At 43.3% G+C, this 15,272-nt stretch carries 12 protein-coding genes, 1 tRNA gene and 1 pseudogene; 6 read left to right on the top strand and 8 right to left on the bottom strand.

The genetic code is table 11. The features are described from left to right. Positions 1 to 6: 6 nt before the first annotated feature. The 5 genes from C2M30_RS11195 to C2M30_RS11175 form a co-directional block, all read right to left on the bottom strand. Positions 7 to 708: a response regulator transcription factor gene (locus C2M30_RS11195; RefSeq protein ID WP_105171685.1), complete on the bottom strand. Its 702-nt coding sequence runs from the start codon at positions 706 to 708 to the stop codon at positions 7 to 9. Beyond that, on the bottom strand, positions 705 to 1,619 hold the full coding sequence (locus C2M30_RS11190; protein WP_105171684.1) for an alpha/beta hydrolase family protein: 915 nt from the start codon (positions 1,617 to 1,619) through the stop codon (positions 705 to 707). The genes C2M30_RS11195 and C2M30_RS11190 overlap by 4 nt, the downstream gene beginning before the upstream one ends. A 251-nt stretch (positions 1,620 to 1,870) precedes the next feature. Beyond that, complete coding sequence (locus tag C2M30_RS11185; RefSeq protein WP_105171683.1) at positions 1,871 to 4,000, bottom strand: S8 family peptidase; 2,130 nt, start codon at positions 3,998 to 4,000, stop codon at positions 1,871 to 1,873. A gap of 331 nt (positions 4,001 to 4,331) precedes the next feature. Beyond that, positions 4,332 to 4,817, bottom strand: coding sequence for a DUF1543 domain-containing protein (locus C2M30_RS11180; protein ID WP_105171682.1), 486 nt, complete (start codon positions 4,815 to 4,817; stop codon positions 4,332 to 4,334). A gap of 45 nt (positions 4,818 to 4,862) precedes the next feature. After that, the gene (locus C2M30_RS11175) at positions 4,863 to 5,234 is read right to left on the bottom strand and encodes a nuclear transport factor 2 family protein (RefSeq protein ID WP_105171803.1); all 372 of its coding nucleotides are present in this window, start codon (positions 5,232 to 5,234) and stop codon (positions 4,863 to 4,865) included. Between the two features lie 118 nt (positions 5,235 to 5,352). Here C2M30_RS11175 and C2M30_RS11170 point away from each other — a divergent pair, with 118 nt between their 5' ends. Then, positions 5,353 to 7,290, top strand: coding sequence for a RecQ family ATP-dependent DNA helicase (locus C2M30_RS11170; protein ID WP_105171681.1), 1,938 nt, complete (start codon positions 5,353 to 5,355; stop codon positions 7,288 to 7,290). Here C2M30_RS11170 and C2M30_RS11165 read toward each other — a convergent pair. The 3 genes from C2M30_RS11165 to C2M30_RS11155 all read right to left on the bottom strand — a co-directional run bounded on the left by C2M30_RS11165 (position 7,287) and on the right by C2M30_RS11155 (position 9,977). Further along, a complete protein-coding gene (locus C2M30_RS11165; RefSeq protein ID WP_105171680.1) occupies positions 7,287 to 8,009 on the bottom strand; it encodes an SIR2 family NAD-dependent protein deacylase in 723 nt (240 codons plus the stop codon). The genes C2M30_RS11170 and C2M30_RS11165 overlap by 4 nt on opposite strands. Then, positions 8,002 to 8,904: a DMT family transporter gene (locus tag C2M30_RS11160; RefSeq protein WP_105171679.1), complete on the bottom strand. Its 903-nt coding sequence runs from the start codon at positions 8,902 to 8,904 to the stop codon at positions 8,002 to 8,004. Before C2M30_RS11160 ends, C2M30_RS11165 begins: the two co-directional genes overlap by 8 nt. Before the next feature lie 299 nt (positions 8,905 to 9,203). Continuing rightward, a complete protein-coding gene (locus C2M30_RS11155; protein ID WP_105171678.1) occupies positions 9,204 to 9,977 on the bottom strand; it encodes a delta-class carbonic anhydrase in 774 nt (257 codons plus the stop codon). Here C2M30_RS11155 and C2M30_RS11150 point away from each other — a divergent pair. From C2M30_RS11150 to infB, 5 genes and pseudogenes are all read left to right on the top strand, one after another. Then, on the top strand, positions 9,949 to 10,185 hold the full coding sequence (locus C2M30_RS11150) for a hypothetical protein (protein WP_158683382.1): 237 nt from the start codon (positions 9,949 to 9,951) through the stop codon (positions 10,183 to 10,185). The genes C2M30_RS11155 and C2M30_RS11150 overlap by 29 nt on opposite strands. An 87-nt stretch (positions 10,186 to 10,272) precedes the next feature. Further along, positions 10,273 to 10,349 (top strand) — tRNA-Met (locus C2M30_RS11145). 221 nt (positions 10,350 to 10,570) lie between these two features. Beyond that, a complete protein-coding gene (rimP, locus tag C2M30_RS11140) occupies positions 10,571 to 11,026 on the top strand; it encodes a ribosome maturation factor RimP (protein WP_010559786.1) in 456 nt (151 codons plus the stop codon). Positions 11,027 to 11,061: 35 nt separating this feature from the next. Next, positions 11,062 to 12,561: a transcription termination factor NusA gene (gene nusA, locus C2M30_RS11135; protein WP_010559787.1), complete on the top strand. Its 1,500-nt coding sequence runs from the start codon at positions 11,062 to 11,064 to the stop codon at positions 12,559 to 12,561. Between the two features lie 24 nt (positions 12,562 to 12,585). Continuing rightward, positions 12,586 to 15,239 (top strand): annotated as a pseudogene (infB, locus tag C2M30_RS11130) (translation initiation factor IF-2). Positions 15,240 to 15,272 lie beyond the last annotated feature (33 nt).

The raw sequence follows: 15,272 nt of genomic DNA, 5'->3' as shown, positions 1-15,272 counted from the left end.
GCTCGTTTAAATATCGAGTGCTAAACCAACACTGTGTATGGTTTTAATAAGTGGTGTGGCAAACGGTTTATCAACCGCTTTTCGCAGCTGATAAATGTGTGAGCGTAAAGAGTCTGAATCAGTGCCGTCTTCACCCCAAATACGTTCGCAAAGCTCACTTTTAGATACCGCACGCGGGTAACTTTCCATCAAAATTTTTAAAATACCAAAAAGCATAGGGGAGAGTTGCAGCGGTGTGCCGGCGCGCGTAACTTGTTGACGCTGGTAATTAAGCACGAGTTGTTTATTTGCATCGCCAAGGCTCAGGGTTCGCTCGCTTTTTTGATTAGTATGACGAAGGGTTAACGCACAGCAGCGCATATATAATTCGTCCAGTGCAAATGGTTTGGTGAGGTAATCATCAGCACCATGCTGAAAGCCCGCCAGTTTGTCATCTAATGTATCTCTGGCCGTTAGCATGATTATGGGAATATGGCGGTCTGCTTTTTCTCTTATACGTTTACAGACTTCAAGGCCTTCAATATCGGGCAGCATAATGTCTAAAATAATGCAGTCAAAATACGCTGTTAGGGCTAATTCGACGCCCTGTTCACCAGCGTATGCAAAATCCAGTATGTCGCCTTTTAGTGCGAAGAAATCAGCAATGTTCTCGGCAATTGCTGCATTATCTTCAATCACTAAAATGCGTAGTGGTGAGGTTTTTGTCACTCGTACCAACCTTCTAATTGTGTGTAGTAGCCTTCAGGAAGCTCATGCTCACCCTGAATAACAATATGGTGTTTTTGCGTATTTGCAATTGCGTTAAATAATGCAATGTTTTCTTGTTTATTGGCATATTGGTCGTTATCTGCGGTAACTAACCAGGTTTTTTCTGCACTCAACTGTTTAACGAAATTGAGTGGCGACACACGCGCAACATTATCACTCGAAGCTGGTGGCACAATCGATAGTACCTTATTTATACGTGTATCAAGTGACGCCAAAATTAAGCTAATTTGACCACCCATGCTGTAACCAGCCACGCTAATTTCGTTTTGGTCGAATTGCGGCTGTGTTGCAACCCAATCTAAAAGTACACGGTGATCTTTAACCGTATCAATTATCATGGTTTCGTACGGTTCGCGTTTGCCCCAAAACCATAAATCATACATTACCTTTTTTATGTTGTAATCCAAGTTCTTACGTTTGCCATGATTGCGAGCATCAATAACTAACACCGCATACCCTTTGGCAAGCGCCATATTGGCTAGTTCATCGGTTTGTTCAATGGTATCGGTATTTTTAAATGAATCTTGTAACCAACGAATGTAGCTTCGTCCCATTGCGTGAACACCTATCAACAAGGGGACAGGTTTGCTGCCATCATAGTTTTCTGGGTAAACCAACTGGCCGTTTACGTTTTCTCCATCAAAGCTTTGGTAATTGATAGCGTAATGGCCGTTTTCAAGCTGTGTTAGCGTTACGTTGGCGTTTTCCACTTGATAACTGTAGGTTTCTGCTAGCTGATGTGGCGTGACCTGATACGGTTTTAAAGCAAACTTGGTATACCAAAAAATTGCCAGCAATGTGAGAACCGTGATTGTTGTAAGGGTAATTTTCATCCAATTTTTCTTAATCATTGTTTTTTCCTTGGGTGCGATTATTAATGCTATTCACTAGGTCACTGTTATGACTGAGCGGTTTATGACAGCCACTTTAAATCAGTAGATGTGAAATGGATGTGAAAGAAAGCGATGTTAGGGTGATAGGGCAGTTAAAGTGATACGTGTGTTGTAAAAAACATAGTTGCTTCGAGGCAAAGCGCTTGAAGGTTTTTGAAATATAAAAAAGGCCGCATGTGCGGCCTTTTGTTGTCTTCAGAGAGTTTTTTCTAAGGTCTGTATTGTGCGTCTACGGTTACGCCAGAGTATGCTCTGTAACCATATGCGCCAATGTGCCATGTACCTGCACCTGGGTTGTTAATGGTACAAGTTTCTGTGTTGCCATCGTTCCATGAACGACAGTCGTATGATGACGTGCTTGGCTGGCTACCGTTGCGAATATAAAGATCCGCATCACCTGTGCCACCAGAAAGCGTTACTGTGAACGTGGACATACCTGCTGGTACGTCAATTGTGTAACGGCTCCAAGCGCCACGACTTGCTGATACATTATCAACTGAACCGCCGCCACCATTCGTGCCACCTGTTGTTGATGATGTGATATCACCAGTTAGTGACGCACCAGAGAAGGCATCGTATGCATTTAGCATTATGTGATAAGTACCTGCTGTTGGGTTATCAATAGAACAGGTTTCACCGTTACCTGAGTTCCAAGAACGGCACTCATAGCTTGAGGTAGTTGGCTTGCTGCCAGCGCGTACATAAAGGTCGGCATCACCCGAGCCACCTGCTAACGTGAAAGTTACGTTAGTTGCGCCAGATGGTACTTCCATTGTGAAGAACGACTGTGCATTTTTAGCGCCAGAAAGACCAGTTTTAGCAACCTTATCTTCTAACACGTTATCGCCTGTTGGCGGTGTAGTAGTGTCGCCAGATGCCGCATTTACAGCAGCCAGTGCATCAACAATACCAGTACCACAGTTGTTACATGTAGCAGGGAATGAACGCGTTGTTGATTTTAGGATCTGTTCAATTTCATCAGGTGTAGCAGACGGTTTTGCTTGTTTGATTAACGCAGCAACACCGGCAACATGTGGCGCTGCCATTGATGTACCTTGCGAGTATGCATAACTGTCGCTACCTGGGCCTGTTGAACCTGAGTTGTAAGTTGAAAGAACGCCTTCAGGATCGTTTGCAAAGCTCTGTGCGCCACCTGGTGCTGCAACATCAATATTTGCACCATAGTTTGAATAGTATGCACGGCCACCGTTACGGCCAACTGATGCGACGTTTACAACGCCTGAACAGTTACCTGGGTTGTAGTTTGCAGAGTTATCGTTATCGTTACCTGCTGCAATAACAACTACCGCGCCATTTGCACGGGCCGTGTTAATTGCCGCTTGTGTGGTCGCGCTACACGCACCTGAACCACCTAAGCTCATATTAATAACAGATGCAGGGTTAGCATTCGCTGTGGTGCCAGAAACTGAGCCACCAGATGCCCAAATAATACCGTCAGCGATATCTGACGTTAAACCACCACATTTACCAAGTACACGTACTGGCACTACTTTCGCGTCGTATGCTACACCTGCAACACCTTCGCCGTTATTCGCCACTGCTGCAACCGTACCTGCTACGTGAGTACCGTGCCAGCTTGAACTTTGATCTGAGCGTGGTACTGGTTGACCTGAGCTATCTGTACCACATTCACCCGTTGTAGTTGCATCACCAGGATCGCGTGCATCGTTATCACGACCACCGCCATCGTTTGCTACGAAAGTGTTTGAAATCATATCGTAACCAGGTAGTAGGTTTGCATTTAAATCTGCGTGTGGACGGTAACCTGTATCAAGTACCGCAACAGTTACGCCAGCACCTGTTGCTTTATCCCATGCGCTCGGTAAGTTAAGGCCACCGTTTGCTTCATAGTAGTGCCACTGATCTGAATATTGCGGATCATTAGGCGTTGCAAATGGTTGTAACATTTGGTCGATTTCAATGTATTCAATATCACCAGATGCAATCATGTCTTGCATATATTGCTGTGTTTCTTGTGCAGATAGCTTGCCGTCTACTTTTACTACGTGAAGGCCTTGCATAGCCATAGGGCGCACGTAGCGAGATTGCTTTTTAAGCTTCGATTTGAAGTTTGATACAAACGATTGTGCTGAAGCGCGCGGTGCAAAAGATTGCGTATCTGCAGTATGTGCAAATTCTGCAGCGGTTTGCGTTTTGTATTTAATAATGAATTGTGTCGAAAGCTGAGCTTGACCCACTAATTTAGCTTGTACTTCAGCAAGTTGTGAAGGTTCGCTTAATGTATTTGCGTTAGCGCTGATTGCGAGCGGTACTAGCGTGGCTAATAAGCTCTTTTTTAATAATTTATTATTATTCATAGTATTCCCTAGAATTATTGTGATGTTGCCATTTTGGACCCAAATGAGGATCTATTGTTAATTTAATGTGAAACAAAAACTAATAAATTACTAAAAAGCTATAAGTTAATAGTAAATGGTTATAAGCAAGGAGATTGCTCGTCTGCCACCTAGGTTAGCTATGTAAATGGATGTTAATAGCTATATTTCAATAGCTTACAATTTTTATGACAGGACATTTGTCTGGTTTTTATGAAATTAATACAAAACCATGAGATCAAAAGTGTGATTTAGATTTGTTAATTTTTGCTCTAAATGCAATAGTAGGTTGTTTTTACGAAAATAGTCGTAGTTATAGTGGGTGATAACCAAACCAATCTGGTTTGATTGCTTGGCGCTTGCCTGAATAGCTTAATTTGATATAAAAACCATCAATTAAGTCGACAGATAATAAATCATCCACCGCCATTAAACGGTCTTTATGTGGTTTAGATAAATTGTTCGGCACACGCGAAAGCGCGATTTGTTTTGCTTGTTCGGGTGATTGCGCCACGATTAATTCAAAACTGTGTTGCTCCATGATGTGATCAGGGTAATACGCACCTAAGTTAACAAAAAACAGGGTGTGTTGATTTGGCTCTGGATGCTCCGATAGCGAAATTTCAAAGCCGTCAATGTGTTTTATTTCACAGTAACTGTCCATATGCACCTTGGCTTTATCGCCACACCATTGCTGTTTCAGCGCGTTAAACGTTTGTTCTATGGTGTCGCCTACGACAAAACGAATATCATGCATTTCGATATTGCAGCCGCTTACTTTACCGCCTAAACACACCATAAATAGTCGTTTCACAGTTAACCCTTTTGTTAGTTTTTAAAGACTTTAGTCACGCATAAACGATACGCGTTTAATTAAACCGTCTTCAATTTGGTAGCTCGCAATCACCACTACATCGGTATCAATAATATTTGGGTCTTGTGATGCGCTAGAGGCACGCTCTTTATCGACTAAAAAACTACCATTCACAATACGGTTTAACGACGTGGCATTTAAATACACTAGCGAGGCAAACTTGGCACCATAACGTTTAATTAATTCGTCTTTGCCCTGATACTGTAATCCGCCAGGAAATGCATGAATTTCTACGTCATCGTGGTAGGTCGCGGCAAACGCATCAATATCGCGGTTATTGTAGGCATCAAGTTGCTTATCAACGATGGCAATGGTTTGTTGTTCTATCTCTGAATAGGTCATTATAAATTGCTTGTAATAGCTCAAAGAGCGCGATTGTAGTAAAGTTTTACCTTTCGCAACATGATTTTGCGATAAACTTGCTACTCGCCAGCCCATTATTATTTTTCAGTGAGCCCAAATGAATCAAACACAGTTACAGCAAGCGCTAAAACATCACTTTAACTTTGATGTTTTTCGCGAAGGACAAGGACAAACCATTTCGCAGCTTTTAGCAGGCCATTCAAGCCTTGCTGTATTTCCAACCGGCTCAGGTAAGTCTTTGTGTTACCAACTCACTGCGCTGTTGTTACCGCATTTAACCTTAGTGGTGTCACCCTTGCTCGCGCTGATGAAAGATCAGGTGGATTTTCTCAATAGCAAAGGCATTGCAGCCGCGAGTTTAGATTCGAGCCTTGATAAAGATAGCTACTTTGATGTGGTTAATCGTGTAAGGCAAGGCGAAATAAAAATTCTTATGGTGTCGGTAGAGCGCTTTAAAAACGAACGGTTTAGGCAGTTTATTAACTCGGTTGCGATTTCTATGCTGGTGGTTGATGAAGCCCACTGTATTTCGGAATGGGGTCACAACTTTAGGCCTGATTACCTGAAGCTGCCGCAGTACCGTGAAGAGCTGAATATTCCGCTGGTATTACTGTTAACGGCGACCGCAACAAAAAAAGTTAAACAGGATATGGCGGCTAAATTTCAAATCCAGCAACAGCATATAGTGCAAACGGGTTTTTATCGTCATAATCTCGATTTATCGGTGATCCCAGCGGTTGCGGGGCAAAAAACACAGCAACTAGTTGATGTTGTAAAGTCACAACAGGGTTGTGGCATTGTGTATGTGACGTTGCAGCAAACTGCAGAGTCTGTCGCAACCATACTTGCTGATCAGGGAATTAATGCCGTCGCGTATCATGCCGGTCTTGGCGCTGAGCAACGTCAAATGATTCAAAATCAATTTATGCAAAGCGACAATCAAGTGGTTGTTGCAACCATTGCCTTTGGTATGGGTATTGATAAAAGCGATATTCGCTTTGTGGTGCATTATGATTTACCGAAATCAATCGAAAACTATTCGCAAGAAATTGGCCGAGCGGGGCGTGATGGCAACCCATCTAATTGTTTTGTGTTGGGTAATCTCGATGATGTAACTACGCTTGAAAACTTTGTCTACGGCGATACGCCTGAAGCAACGAGTTTACAGCGGTTTTTTAACGACATACGCGAGCAAAGCCAAGATAATTTATGGCAGTGCCAAATTTATTCACTGTCACAGACAACAAACATTCGCCAGTTAACGTTAAAAACGGTGCTCGTGCAATGTGAGCTGTTAGGTTTATTAACCGCCAAGTACAGTTATTTTGCTGAGTATCGCTATTTTTTCAAATCGGATAAAGCAAGCGTCTTAGCTAAATTTAATCCCGAGCGACAAGCATTTTTAAACCAGTTGTTTAATGCAACTGACTTTAAGAAAAAGTGGGGCAGCATAGATGTTAGCGAGTTTGCCATGCAATCAGGGCTTGAGCGTTCGCGGGTATTGTCGGCACTTGAGTATTTGCACGAGCAGGGTGATATTGAGCTTGAAAGCAAACAGCTTGTTGATGTTTATGCCGTGAATTCTAGCTTATTAGATAATAATGAGCTGGTTAGTCAGCTAACAGATTATTTTGCGAGTAATGAAAAAAGCGAAGTGGCGCGTATCAACACCATGTTGCGCTATTTTCAGCTAGACACGTGTTTAAGTTACAATTTGGCGCGCTATTTTGATGATCAAGGTGCGCCACAACTGTGTGGTCATTGCAGTGTGTGCCGTGGGCAAGTTGCTAAGTTGCAATATATTGATTCGCAAAAACAGCTCGTAGAAAGTCAAATCAATGATTATTTAACACCATTAGATATTGCATTAAATGGGCAAGGGTTTGAATTAAGCGATACGCTAGCCGCGCGATTTTTAACAGGCTTAACACAACCTGTGTTCACAAAAGTAAAAGCGTCAAAAATGGCAGGGTATGCGGTATACGATACCGTGCCATTTGAATTGGTGAAAAGCGCAGTAGCGCGAAACCGCTAGCCTACTTTTTCAATGTATTCTAGCGCCGTCATTTGGTGGTAAGTGACATCGCTGTGTAATACATGAGCCGGATTCGGGTCAACTATCTCAATTGGAATAGCATTTTGACGTGCCACTTCAAGCGCCATTTGTGTAATGTTGACACTAAACGATGTGCCGATGAATACCATTTTATCGGCGTTATACATGCGGTTTTGCGCCTCAGTGATTTGGTATAAATCGGTATAAAATTCATCAAACAGTAAAACATACGGTTTTAGAGACACATTGAGCTCTGGCCCGTGTTTTGAAATCTTAAAAATATCGAGTAACGATGCTTTAAGGTTTTGCTCGTCAACGTCCTGCCATGGTGCGTTAAAACGTTCAACAACCGGCCCTTGTTCATGATAAAGCGTAACGTGATCAATGCGTCCATGAATTGAAATGTAATGTTGATTGCCCGCTTTGCCATCAAGGCCGTCTATATTTTGTGTAATGAGGTTTTTGTCGGCTAGCCAATAGTGTGCCTTGTTGGGGCCGTGGTTGCGGTAAGTTACAAAACGCGTGTAATACCAAGCCAAAAACTCCGCCGGATTATGTTGATACATGGCACGGGTTGCCATCTCTTGTGGCGTGTAATTATTGCTGCCAATGGTCCAAAAACCGTCTTCGCCGCGAAAGGTCGGTATACCACTGGCACTACTTACACCTGCTCCAGTGATATATAAAGTATTAGTCATATCGCAATGCACTTCTTTTTTTGCTTTTAAGTAGTTTATCGCCAAATTGAAATAAACCAAGACCAGTGACAATAATCACCGCGCCAATAATTAATGAGAGCGACAGAGGTTCATTGTTTAACAGTGTACCCAGTGCAATGGCAAATCCCGGTGTAATCAGTGTGATCAAGGCAACCGTACTGGCTTCTAACTTTTGTAACACATGAAAATACGCCAAAAAGCCAAGTAGCGAACCAAATACACCTAAATATAAAATTGAGGCGATGGCACGATGACTCCAACTGCTTGGCGCAAAGGTACCATCCACAAGTAACCAAGTGATAAAAAATAGAGGCGTTGCGATAATAAGTGCGCCAAAGGTGGTTGCCATTGGATGAATAGCCAGTTTTACGGTTTTAACCATCACACCGCTTAAACTAAAGAAACACACCGCAGCGAATACACACAAAAGACCCACATTAAACACCGAACCGCCAGCGAGTTGATCTTTACACACTAGGGCTAAACCACACACCGAGAGCATTAAGGCTATCACTTTTACTTTGCTAAATTTGGCTTCATTCAAAATACGCTGCGCTAGCAAGCCCGATAAAATTGGTGCAAGGCCAAAAACCAGTGAAATAACGCCAGAAGGCACGGACTGCGCTGCAAAGTAACTGAGCATCATGCCGCCATAAATGCCAAGCGCTGAATAGGCGTATAATTTTATCGCTCTGCCATGCCAGGGTAAGCGAATATTCGCAATCGCCATTACAAATGCGCCAAGCACTAAGGCGATTAACATGCGCAAAAATACCGACATGGTTGGCGGAATAGAATCACTGCTCCATACAATGCCAAGCGGTGTGGTTGACCAAATTAGCACGACAAAAAAATACGATACCTTAACAGGCATAATAGCGTTCCTAAATTTGGCAGATAAAAGAAGTGAGGGGGGAGTGACTAACCGCTTTTACCTGCGGTTAAATCATTTAACCGCGTTAAGTACGACGTAGCAGGGCATTGACCGTGTTGGCCTGCCATGTATTCCATACTAGATGCGAGTTAAAGAGTGTCATTTATTTTCAATGTAAGTTTTCGTTTAAGAAGTTATAGATTCGTTTGGAATGGGAATGAAGTCAAGCAGAAAAAAGGGTAATTAAATTACCCTTCATAAAACAAATGTAACAAGCTATGTAAGCGTGAAACGAAAACTTAGTTAATTGGCGCTAATAACGTTGGATTGGTCACTAACTGACGTACGCCATGCGCGTGATCTTCTTCAAATACGTTCGCTTCACACCATTTACCAATAGTATTGATATTTAGCTTTGCACACTGTGGACGTACATTCCATGTAACTTGAAGTGGTGAACATGATTTTTCGCTAAAGCTTGGGCCTGTAGTTGAACCTAAAAACTCAACTGGCGCACCCGTGTTATTTGGAATATGTTTAGCTTGGTGATAACCGTTTACGACATTGCCGTCGTAGCTTAAGTCGTTAAAATCCAGTGCATCGTCATCATTTACTAAGGTAAATACTTGAGTTTCTACGCGTAAGTCTGGGTTTGCACATTTGTTACTTAAGCATGAACCTAAACCTTTACCCGGTTTAACATCACATGAGGTGTGTACCCAATGCACTTCAATGGTGTCACCCGGTTTTAAGCCTTTACAAATTTTACCTTTTGGCGCTTTTAATTCAGCGGCACTAAGTGACTCAGAGATATTACATTGGTAACCACCAAATTTACCGTCACCTGCAAATAAAGAAAAATCTTTCGCTTTGTGTTCGGCATTTTTATGGAAGTGGATATTACATAAATTAAGCTGTTCTTTGGCCGGTGCTTTGCTGAAAACCACTTTATTTTCGCCAACTAGGTTATCAATATCGCGCGGTGTTTGCGGGCCAAAGCCCTCACAGGTATCGGCAAGTGTTGTCGTGGCAAAGCTCAATGCGATGGCTGAAAAAAGTGCTTTTTTTATCATTATGGTTTCCCTTAAAAAGTTGTTTTGGCATACGCAACGCACTTATACCGCTGCAAAAGCATTGGCTTTTGGCAAATCGGCGGTGCTGGCAACGTATGGTTCTTTTTCAGGGGAGCGCGAGTGTAGCACGGCGTTTATGGCTTTTAGTGAATTTAATGATTTTTTTAATTGTTTTTTATTTAACATTATCGCAACAATAAAAGCTTGATAAGAGGTTGCTTATTGACTTATGGAAGCTTATAATCCTCACCATATTTTTAGTCGTGCACTGCGTGACTAATTAAGTAGTCATTGGCGCGGGATGGAGCAGCCTGGTAGCTCGTCGGGCTCATAACCCGAAGGTCGTCGGTTCAAATCCGGCTCCCGCAACCAACTACCTGTTACTTTTGTAACTTGCGCGCATTACTTAATGCGCGTTTTGCGTTTAGGCAAAGAGTATTTGCCTAATTTGGTTTTCGACCCGCACCAAGCTTGGCCAACGGCCACACAGATTAGTTTTTGATGTGACGCCCCGCTTGGTTCGGGGCGTTGTTGTATCTGAAACGCTAGAAGTTGGGGCATATGCCCTTTTTTTGTTTGTACGGAGAGATGTTGTGACTAAACTCGAACAAGATTTAATAGCGATGTTTGAGCCTACTATTGAAGATATGGGCTTTGAATTATTGGGCTTAGAGTTGGCGCAAGCGGGCCGCAATTCGACGCTGCGCGTGTATATCGATCATGAAAACGGCGTAAATGTAGATAACTGTGCCGATGTCAGCAGACAAATTAGCGCTATCTTAGACGTTGAAGATCCGATAACGAATGAATTTAACTTGGAAGTATCTTCGCCAGGCATTGACAGACCATTATTTAAACCAGAACACTTTGTTAAAGCCACAGGTGAAGAAGTGCGTTTACGCACTAAGCTTCCACAAGACGGTCGCCGCAATTTTAAAGGCGACTTAACCCAGGTTAATGGCGATATGATTACGCTTAACATCGACGGTACGGATTGTATGATCATGCTATCGAATGTTGAAAAAGCGAACATCATCGCTAAGTTTTAATCGTGCGAAAGGAATAGGGCAAGCGAGGCAAGAAGATGGCAAAAGAAATACTTTTGGTGGCAGAAGCTGTTTCGAATGAAAAAGCAGTACCACGAGATAAAATTTTTGAAGCACTAGAGTTCGCACTAGCGACAGCGACAAAGAAAAAGCACGAAGGTGATATTGACGTACGTGTAAGTATCGATCAAAAAACAGGTGAATACGATACGTTCCGTCGTTGGATGGTGGTAGAGCCACAAGAAGACGGTAGTTTAGAGCATCCTTTCCGCGAGATTACGTTTGAAGCTGCGCAGGTTGATGAACCTGAAATCCAGCTTGGCGATTTTGTTGAAGAACAAATTGAATCAGTTAAGTTTGACCGTATTACAACACAAACTGCGAAGCAAGTAATCGTACAGAAAGTACGTGAAGCTGAGCGCGCATTGGTTGTTGAAGCGTACAAAGATCAAGAAGGTGAGATGATCACCGGTGTTGTTAAAAAAGCAACACGTGACGCAATCGTACTTGATTTAGGTAACAACGCGGAAGCGGTTATTTACCGTGATGATATGTTACCACGTGAAAACCACCGTCCGGGCGACCGTGTACGTGGTTTACTTTATGCAGTTAAGCCAGAAGCACGCGGCGCACAATTATTTGTAACGCGTTCTAAGCCTGACATGCTAATTGAACTTTTCCGCATCGAAGTGCCAGAAATTGGCGAAGAGATGATTGAAATTAAATCTGCAGCGCGCGATCCAGGTTCACGTGCCAAGATTGCGGTTAAGTCAAACGACAAGCGTATTGATCCGGTAGGTGCGTGTGTGGGTATGCGTGGTGCACGTGTACAAGCCGTATCAACTGAGCTATCAAACGAACGTATTGATATCGTGCTTTATGATGATAACCCAGCGCAATACGTAATTAACGCAATGGCACCTGCAGAGGTAGCGTCGATTGTTGTTGATGAAGATTCGCGTTCAATGGATATCGCAGTAGAAGCCGATAATCTAGCGCAAGCGATTGGCCGTAATGGTCAAAACGTACGTTTAGCAAGCCAATTAACTGGCTGGGAACTAAACGTAATGACAGTTGAAGATATGCAGAAGAAGAATGAAGAAGAGTCAGATAAGCTGGTTTCTTTATTCACTGAAGGTCTGGATATCGACGACGATTTTGCAGAGTTCTTAATTCAAGAAGGCTTCTCTTCACTTGAAGAAGTAGCTTATGTACCTGTAGCTGAATTCCTTGAAATTCAAGGCTTAGATGAAGCAACAGTTGAAGAACTTCGCGAGCGCGCAAAGGCTGCGTTAACTACGCAAGCACTTAAAACAGAAGAGTCTCTAGAGGGCGCAGAGCCAGCAGCAGACTTATTAGGCCTAGAAGGTCTAGATCGTCACCTCGCATTCGTAATGGCGAGCAAAGGTGTAGTTACCCTTGAAGATCTTGCAGAGCAAGGTGTGGACGAACTTGTAGACATTACTGAACTAAGCGAAGAACAAGCGGGTGAGCTAATCATGGCTGCACGTAATATTTGCTGGTTTGGCGACGAATAATTATTGACGGAGGTAAAGTAAATAATGGCAGAAGTAAGTATTGATAAACTCGCCAGCGACATAGGTACAACTGTTGATAAACTAGTGCAACAGTTCAAAGACGCTGGAATTGAGAAATCTCCGTCAGATCAAGTTACTGAAGATGAAAAGAATCAGTTACTTGATCATTTAAGCCGCGCACATGGTGGTGAAGGTACAAGTGCACCAACGCGCATGACGTTGCAGCGTAAGAGCAAAAGCACATTAAGTGTGCCAAGTGGCTCAGGCAAAGCAAAATCAGTGCAAGTAGAAGTACGTAAAAAGCGCACTTATGTTAAGAAAAGTGCACTAGAAGAGCAGGCGGCTGAGCAAGCAGCAGAGCAGGCACGTATCGAAGCTGAGCAACAAGCACAGCAAGAAGCAGAGTTAAAAGCAAAGCAAGAGGCTGAATTGAAAGCGAAGCAAGAAGCAGAACGCAAAGCAAAGAAGAAGCTGAACGTAAAGCAAAAGCAGAAGCAAATGCTGAGCCAAAAGCAAAGGCACCTGAAGCTCCTAAGATGACCGCTGAAGAAAAAGCGGAAGAAGAGCGTCTTCAACGCGAAGCTGAAGAAGCGGCTAAGCGTAAAGTTGAAGAAGAAGCAAAGCGTGCTGAAGAAGAAGCAAAGCGTTTAGCAGAAGAAAATGAAGCGCGCTGGAAAGCGGAAGAAGAAGAGCGTAAGCGTCGTGAAGAAACGGCGGATTACCACAGCACTTCATCTGAAGCAGCGCGTCTTGCTGAAGACGAGTCTGACATGAAAGAAGAGCAGTCAGCCCGTCGTTCAGGCAAGAAGAAAAAGAAAAAAGAAGATGCACCTGCACCACGTGGTAAAGGTAAAGCTGCTAAAAAAGGCAAGCTTAAAGCACCTCAGTCACTGCAGCACGGTTTCCAAAAGCCAACTCAAGAAGTAACGCGTGACGTTCGCATCAGCGAAACAATCACAGTAGCTGAACTTGCTTCTCGTATGGCGGTTAAAGGCACTGAAGTTATCAAGACCATGATGAAAATGGGCGAGATGGTAACAATTAACCAAGTACTAGACCAAGAAACAGCATCACTTGTTGCTGAAGAAATGGGTCACAAAGTGGTACTTGTTAAAGAAAACGAGCTGGAAGAGAAAGTACTTTCAGACCGTGGTGACGAAGGCGAGCAAGCGCCACGTGCACCAGTTGTTACTGTTATGGGTCACGTTGACCATGGTAAAACATCAACACTTGACTACATCCGTTCTAAGAACGTAGTAGACGGTGAAGCCGGTGGTATTACACAGCACATTGGTGCATACCACGTTGAAACTGACAATGGCATGATCACTTTCTTAGATACTCCGGGTCACGCAGCGTTTACCTCAATGCGTGCACGTGGTGCGAAAGCAACGGATATCGTAGTACTTGTAGTTGCAGCAGACGATGGCGTAATGCCACAAACAATCGAAGCGGTGCAGCACGCGAAAGCAGCTGAAGTACCACTGATTGTTGCCGTGAACAAAATTGATAAAGAAGGCGCTGACCCAGATCGCGTTAAGAACGAGCTTTCACAGCACGACGTAATCCCTGAAGACTGGGGTGGTGACGTACAGTTTGTTCATATCTCTGCGAAAGTAGGTACTGGTGTTGATGATTTATTAGAAGCAATTCTAATGCAGTCAGAGCTACTTGAACTTACGGCAGTTCGTGAGGGTATGGCATCAGGTGTTGTAATTGAATCACGTCTAGATAAAGGTCGCGGTCCTGTTGCTTCTGTACTTGTTCAATCAGGTACGCTTAAGCAAGGTGATATCGTACTGTGTGGTTTAGAGTACGGCCGTGTTCGTGCGATGCGCGATGAAGATGGTAAAGAAATTAAAGAAGCGGGTCCGTCAATCCCTGTTGAGATTCTAGGTCTTTCAGGTGTGCCTGCGGCTGGTGATGAAGCAACAGTTGTTAAAGACGAGCGTAAAGCACGTGAAGTTGCACTTTACCGTCAAGGTAAATTCCGTGATGTGAAACTTGCACGTCAGCAGAAAGCGAAGCTTGAAAACATGTTCTCTAACATGACCGAAGGTGATGTGTCTGAAGTGAACGTAGTACTTAAAGCAGACGTACAAGGTTCAGTAGAAGCAATCTCTGATGCACTTGTTAAGCTTTCTACAGATGAAGTTAAAGTTAAGATTGTTGGTACCGGTGTTGGTGGTATCACTGAAACTGATGCAACACTTGCAGCAGCGTCAAACGCAATCGTTGTTGGCTTTAACGTACGTGCCGACGTATCAGCACGTAAAGTAATCGATAGCGAAAACCTAGACTTACGTTACTACAGCGTAATCTATGACCTTATCGATGAAGTTAAGCAAGCGATGTCAGGTATGCTTGCACCAGAATTCAAGCAAGAGATCATTGGTCTTGCAGAAGTACGTGACGTGTTTAAGTCACCGAAAATTGGTGCAATCGCTGGTTGTATGGTTACTGAAGGTCTTGTTAAGCGCAATAACCCAATTCGTGTTCTACGTGATAACGTTGTTATCTACGAAGGTGAACTTGAATCACTACGCCGCTTTAAAGACGACGTTCAAGAAGTTCGTAACGGTATGGAATGTGGTATCGGTGTTAAGAACTACAACGACGTTAAAGTTGGTGACCAAATCGAAGTATTTGAAGTTGTTGAAGTTCAGCGTAGCCTGTAACTTTCACTTCAATAATTAGATAATTCTTTGGGG

It is taken from the genome of Pseudoalteromonas sp. T1lg24 (assembly GCF_002964745.1).
Classification (GTDB): domain Bacteria; phylum Pseudomonadota; class Gammaproteobacteria; order Enterobacterales; family Alteromonadaceae; genus Pseudoalteromonas; species Pseudoalteromonas spongiae.
The sequence above is the reverse complement of the archived record's forward strand: the minus strand, read 5'-3'. Positions and strand labels throughout refer to the sequence as shown.

Excerpts from the sequence above, each read along its gene's own strand:
- C2M30_RS11190 (WP_105171684.1), bottom strand. The coding sequence starts at position 1,619 with ATGATTAAGAAAAATTGGATGAAAATTACCCTTACAACAATCACGGTT.
- C2M30_RS11185 (WP_105171683.1), bottom strand. The coding sequence starts at position 4,000 with ATGAATAATAATAAATTATTAAAAAAGAGCTTATTAGCCACGCTAGTA.
- C2M30_RS11180 (WP_105171682.1), bottom strand. The coding sequence starts at position 4,817 with ATGGTGTGTTTAGGCGGTAAAGTAAGCGGCTGCAATATCGAAATGCAT.
- C2M30_RS11175 (WP_105171803.1), bottom strand. The coding sequence starts at position 5,234 with ATGACCTATTCAGAGATAGAACAACAAACCATTGCCATCGTTGATAAG.
- C2M30_RS11170 (WP_105171681.1), top strand. The coding sequence starts at position 5,353 with ATGAATCAAACACAGTTACAGCAAGCGCTAAAACATCACTTTAACTTT.
- C2M30_RS11165 (WP_105171680.1), bottom strand. The coding sequence starts at position 8,009 with ATGACTAATACTTTATATATCACTGGAGCAGGTGTAAGTAGTGCCAGT.
- C2M30_RS11160 (WP_105171679.1), bottom strand. The coding sequence starts at position 8,904 with ATGCCTGTTAAGGTATCGTATTTTTTTGTCGTGCTAATTTGGTCAACC.
- C2M30_RS11150 (WP_158683382.1), top strand. The coding sequence starts at position 9,949 with ATGGCTGAAAAAAGTGCTTTTTTTATCATTATGGTTTCCCTTAAAAAG.
- C2M30_RS11155 (WP_105171678.1), bottom strand. The coding sequence starts at position 9,977 with ATGATAAAAAAAGCACTTTTTTCAGCCATCGCATTGAGCTTTGCCACG.
- nusA (WP_010559787.1), top strand. The coding sequence starts at position 11,062 with ATGGCAAAAGAAATACTTTTGGTGGCAGAAGCTGTTTCGAATGAAAAA.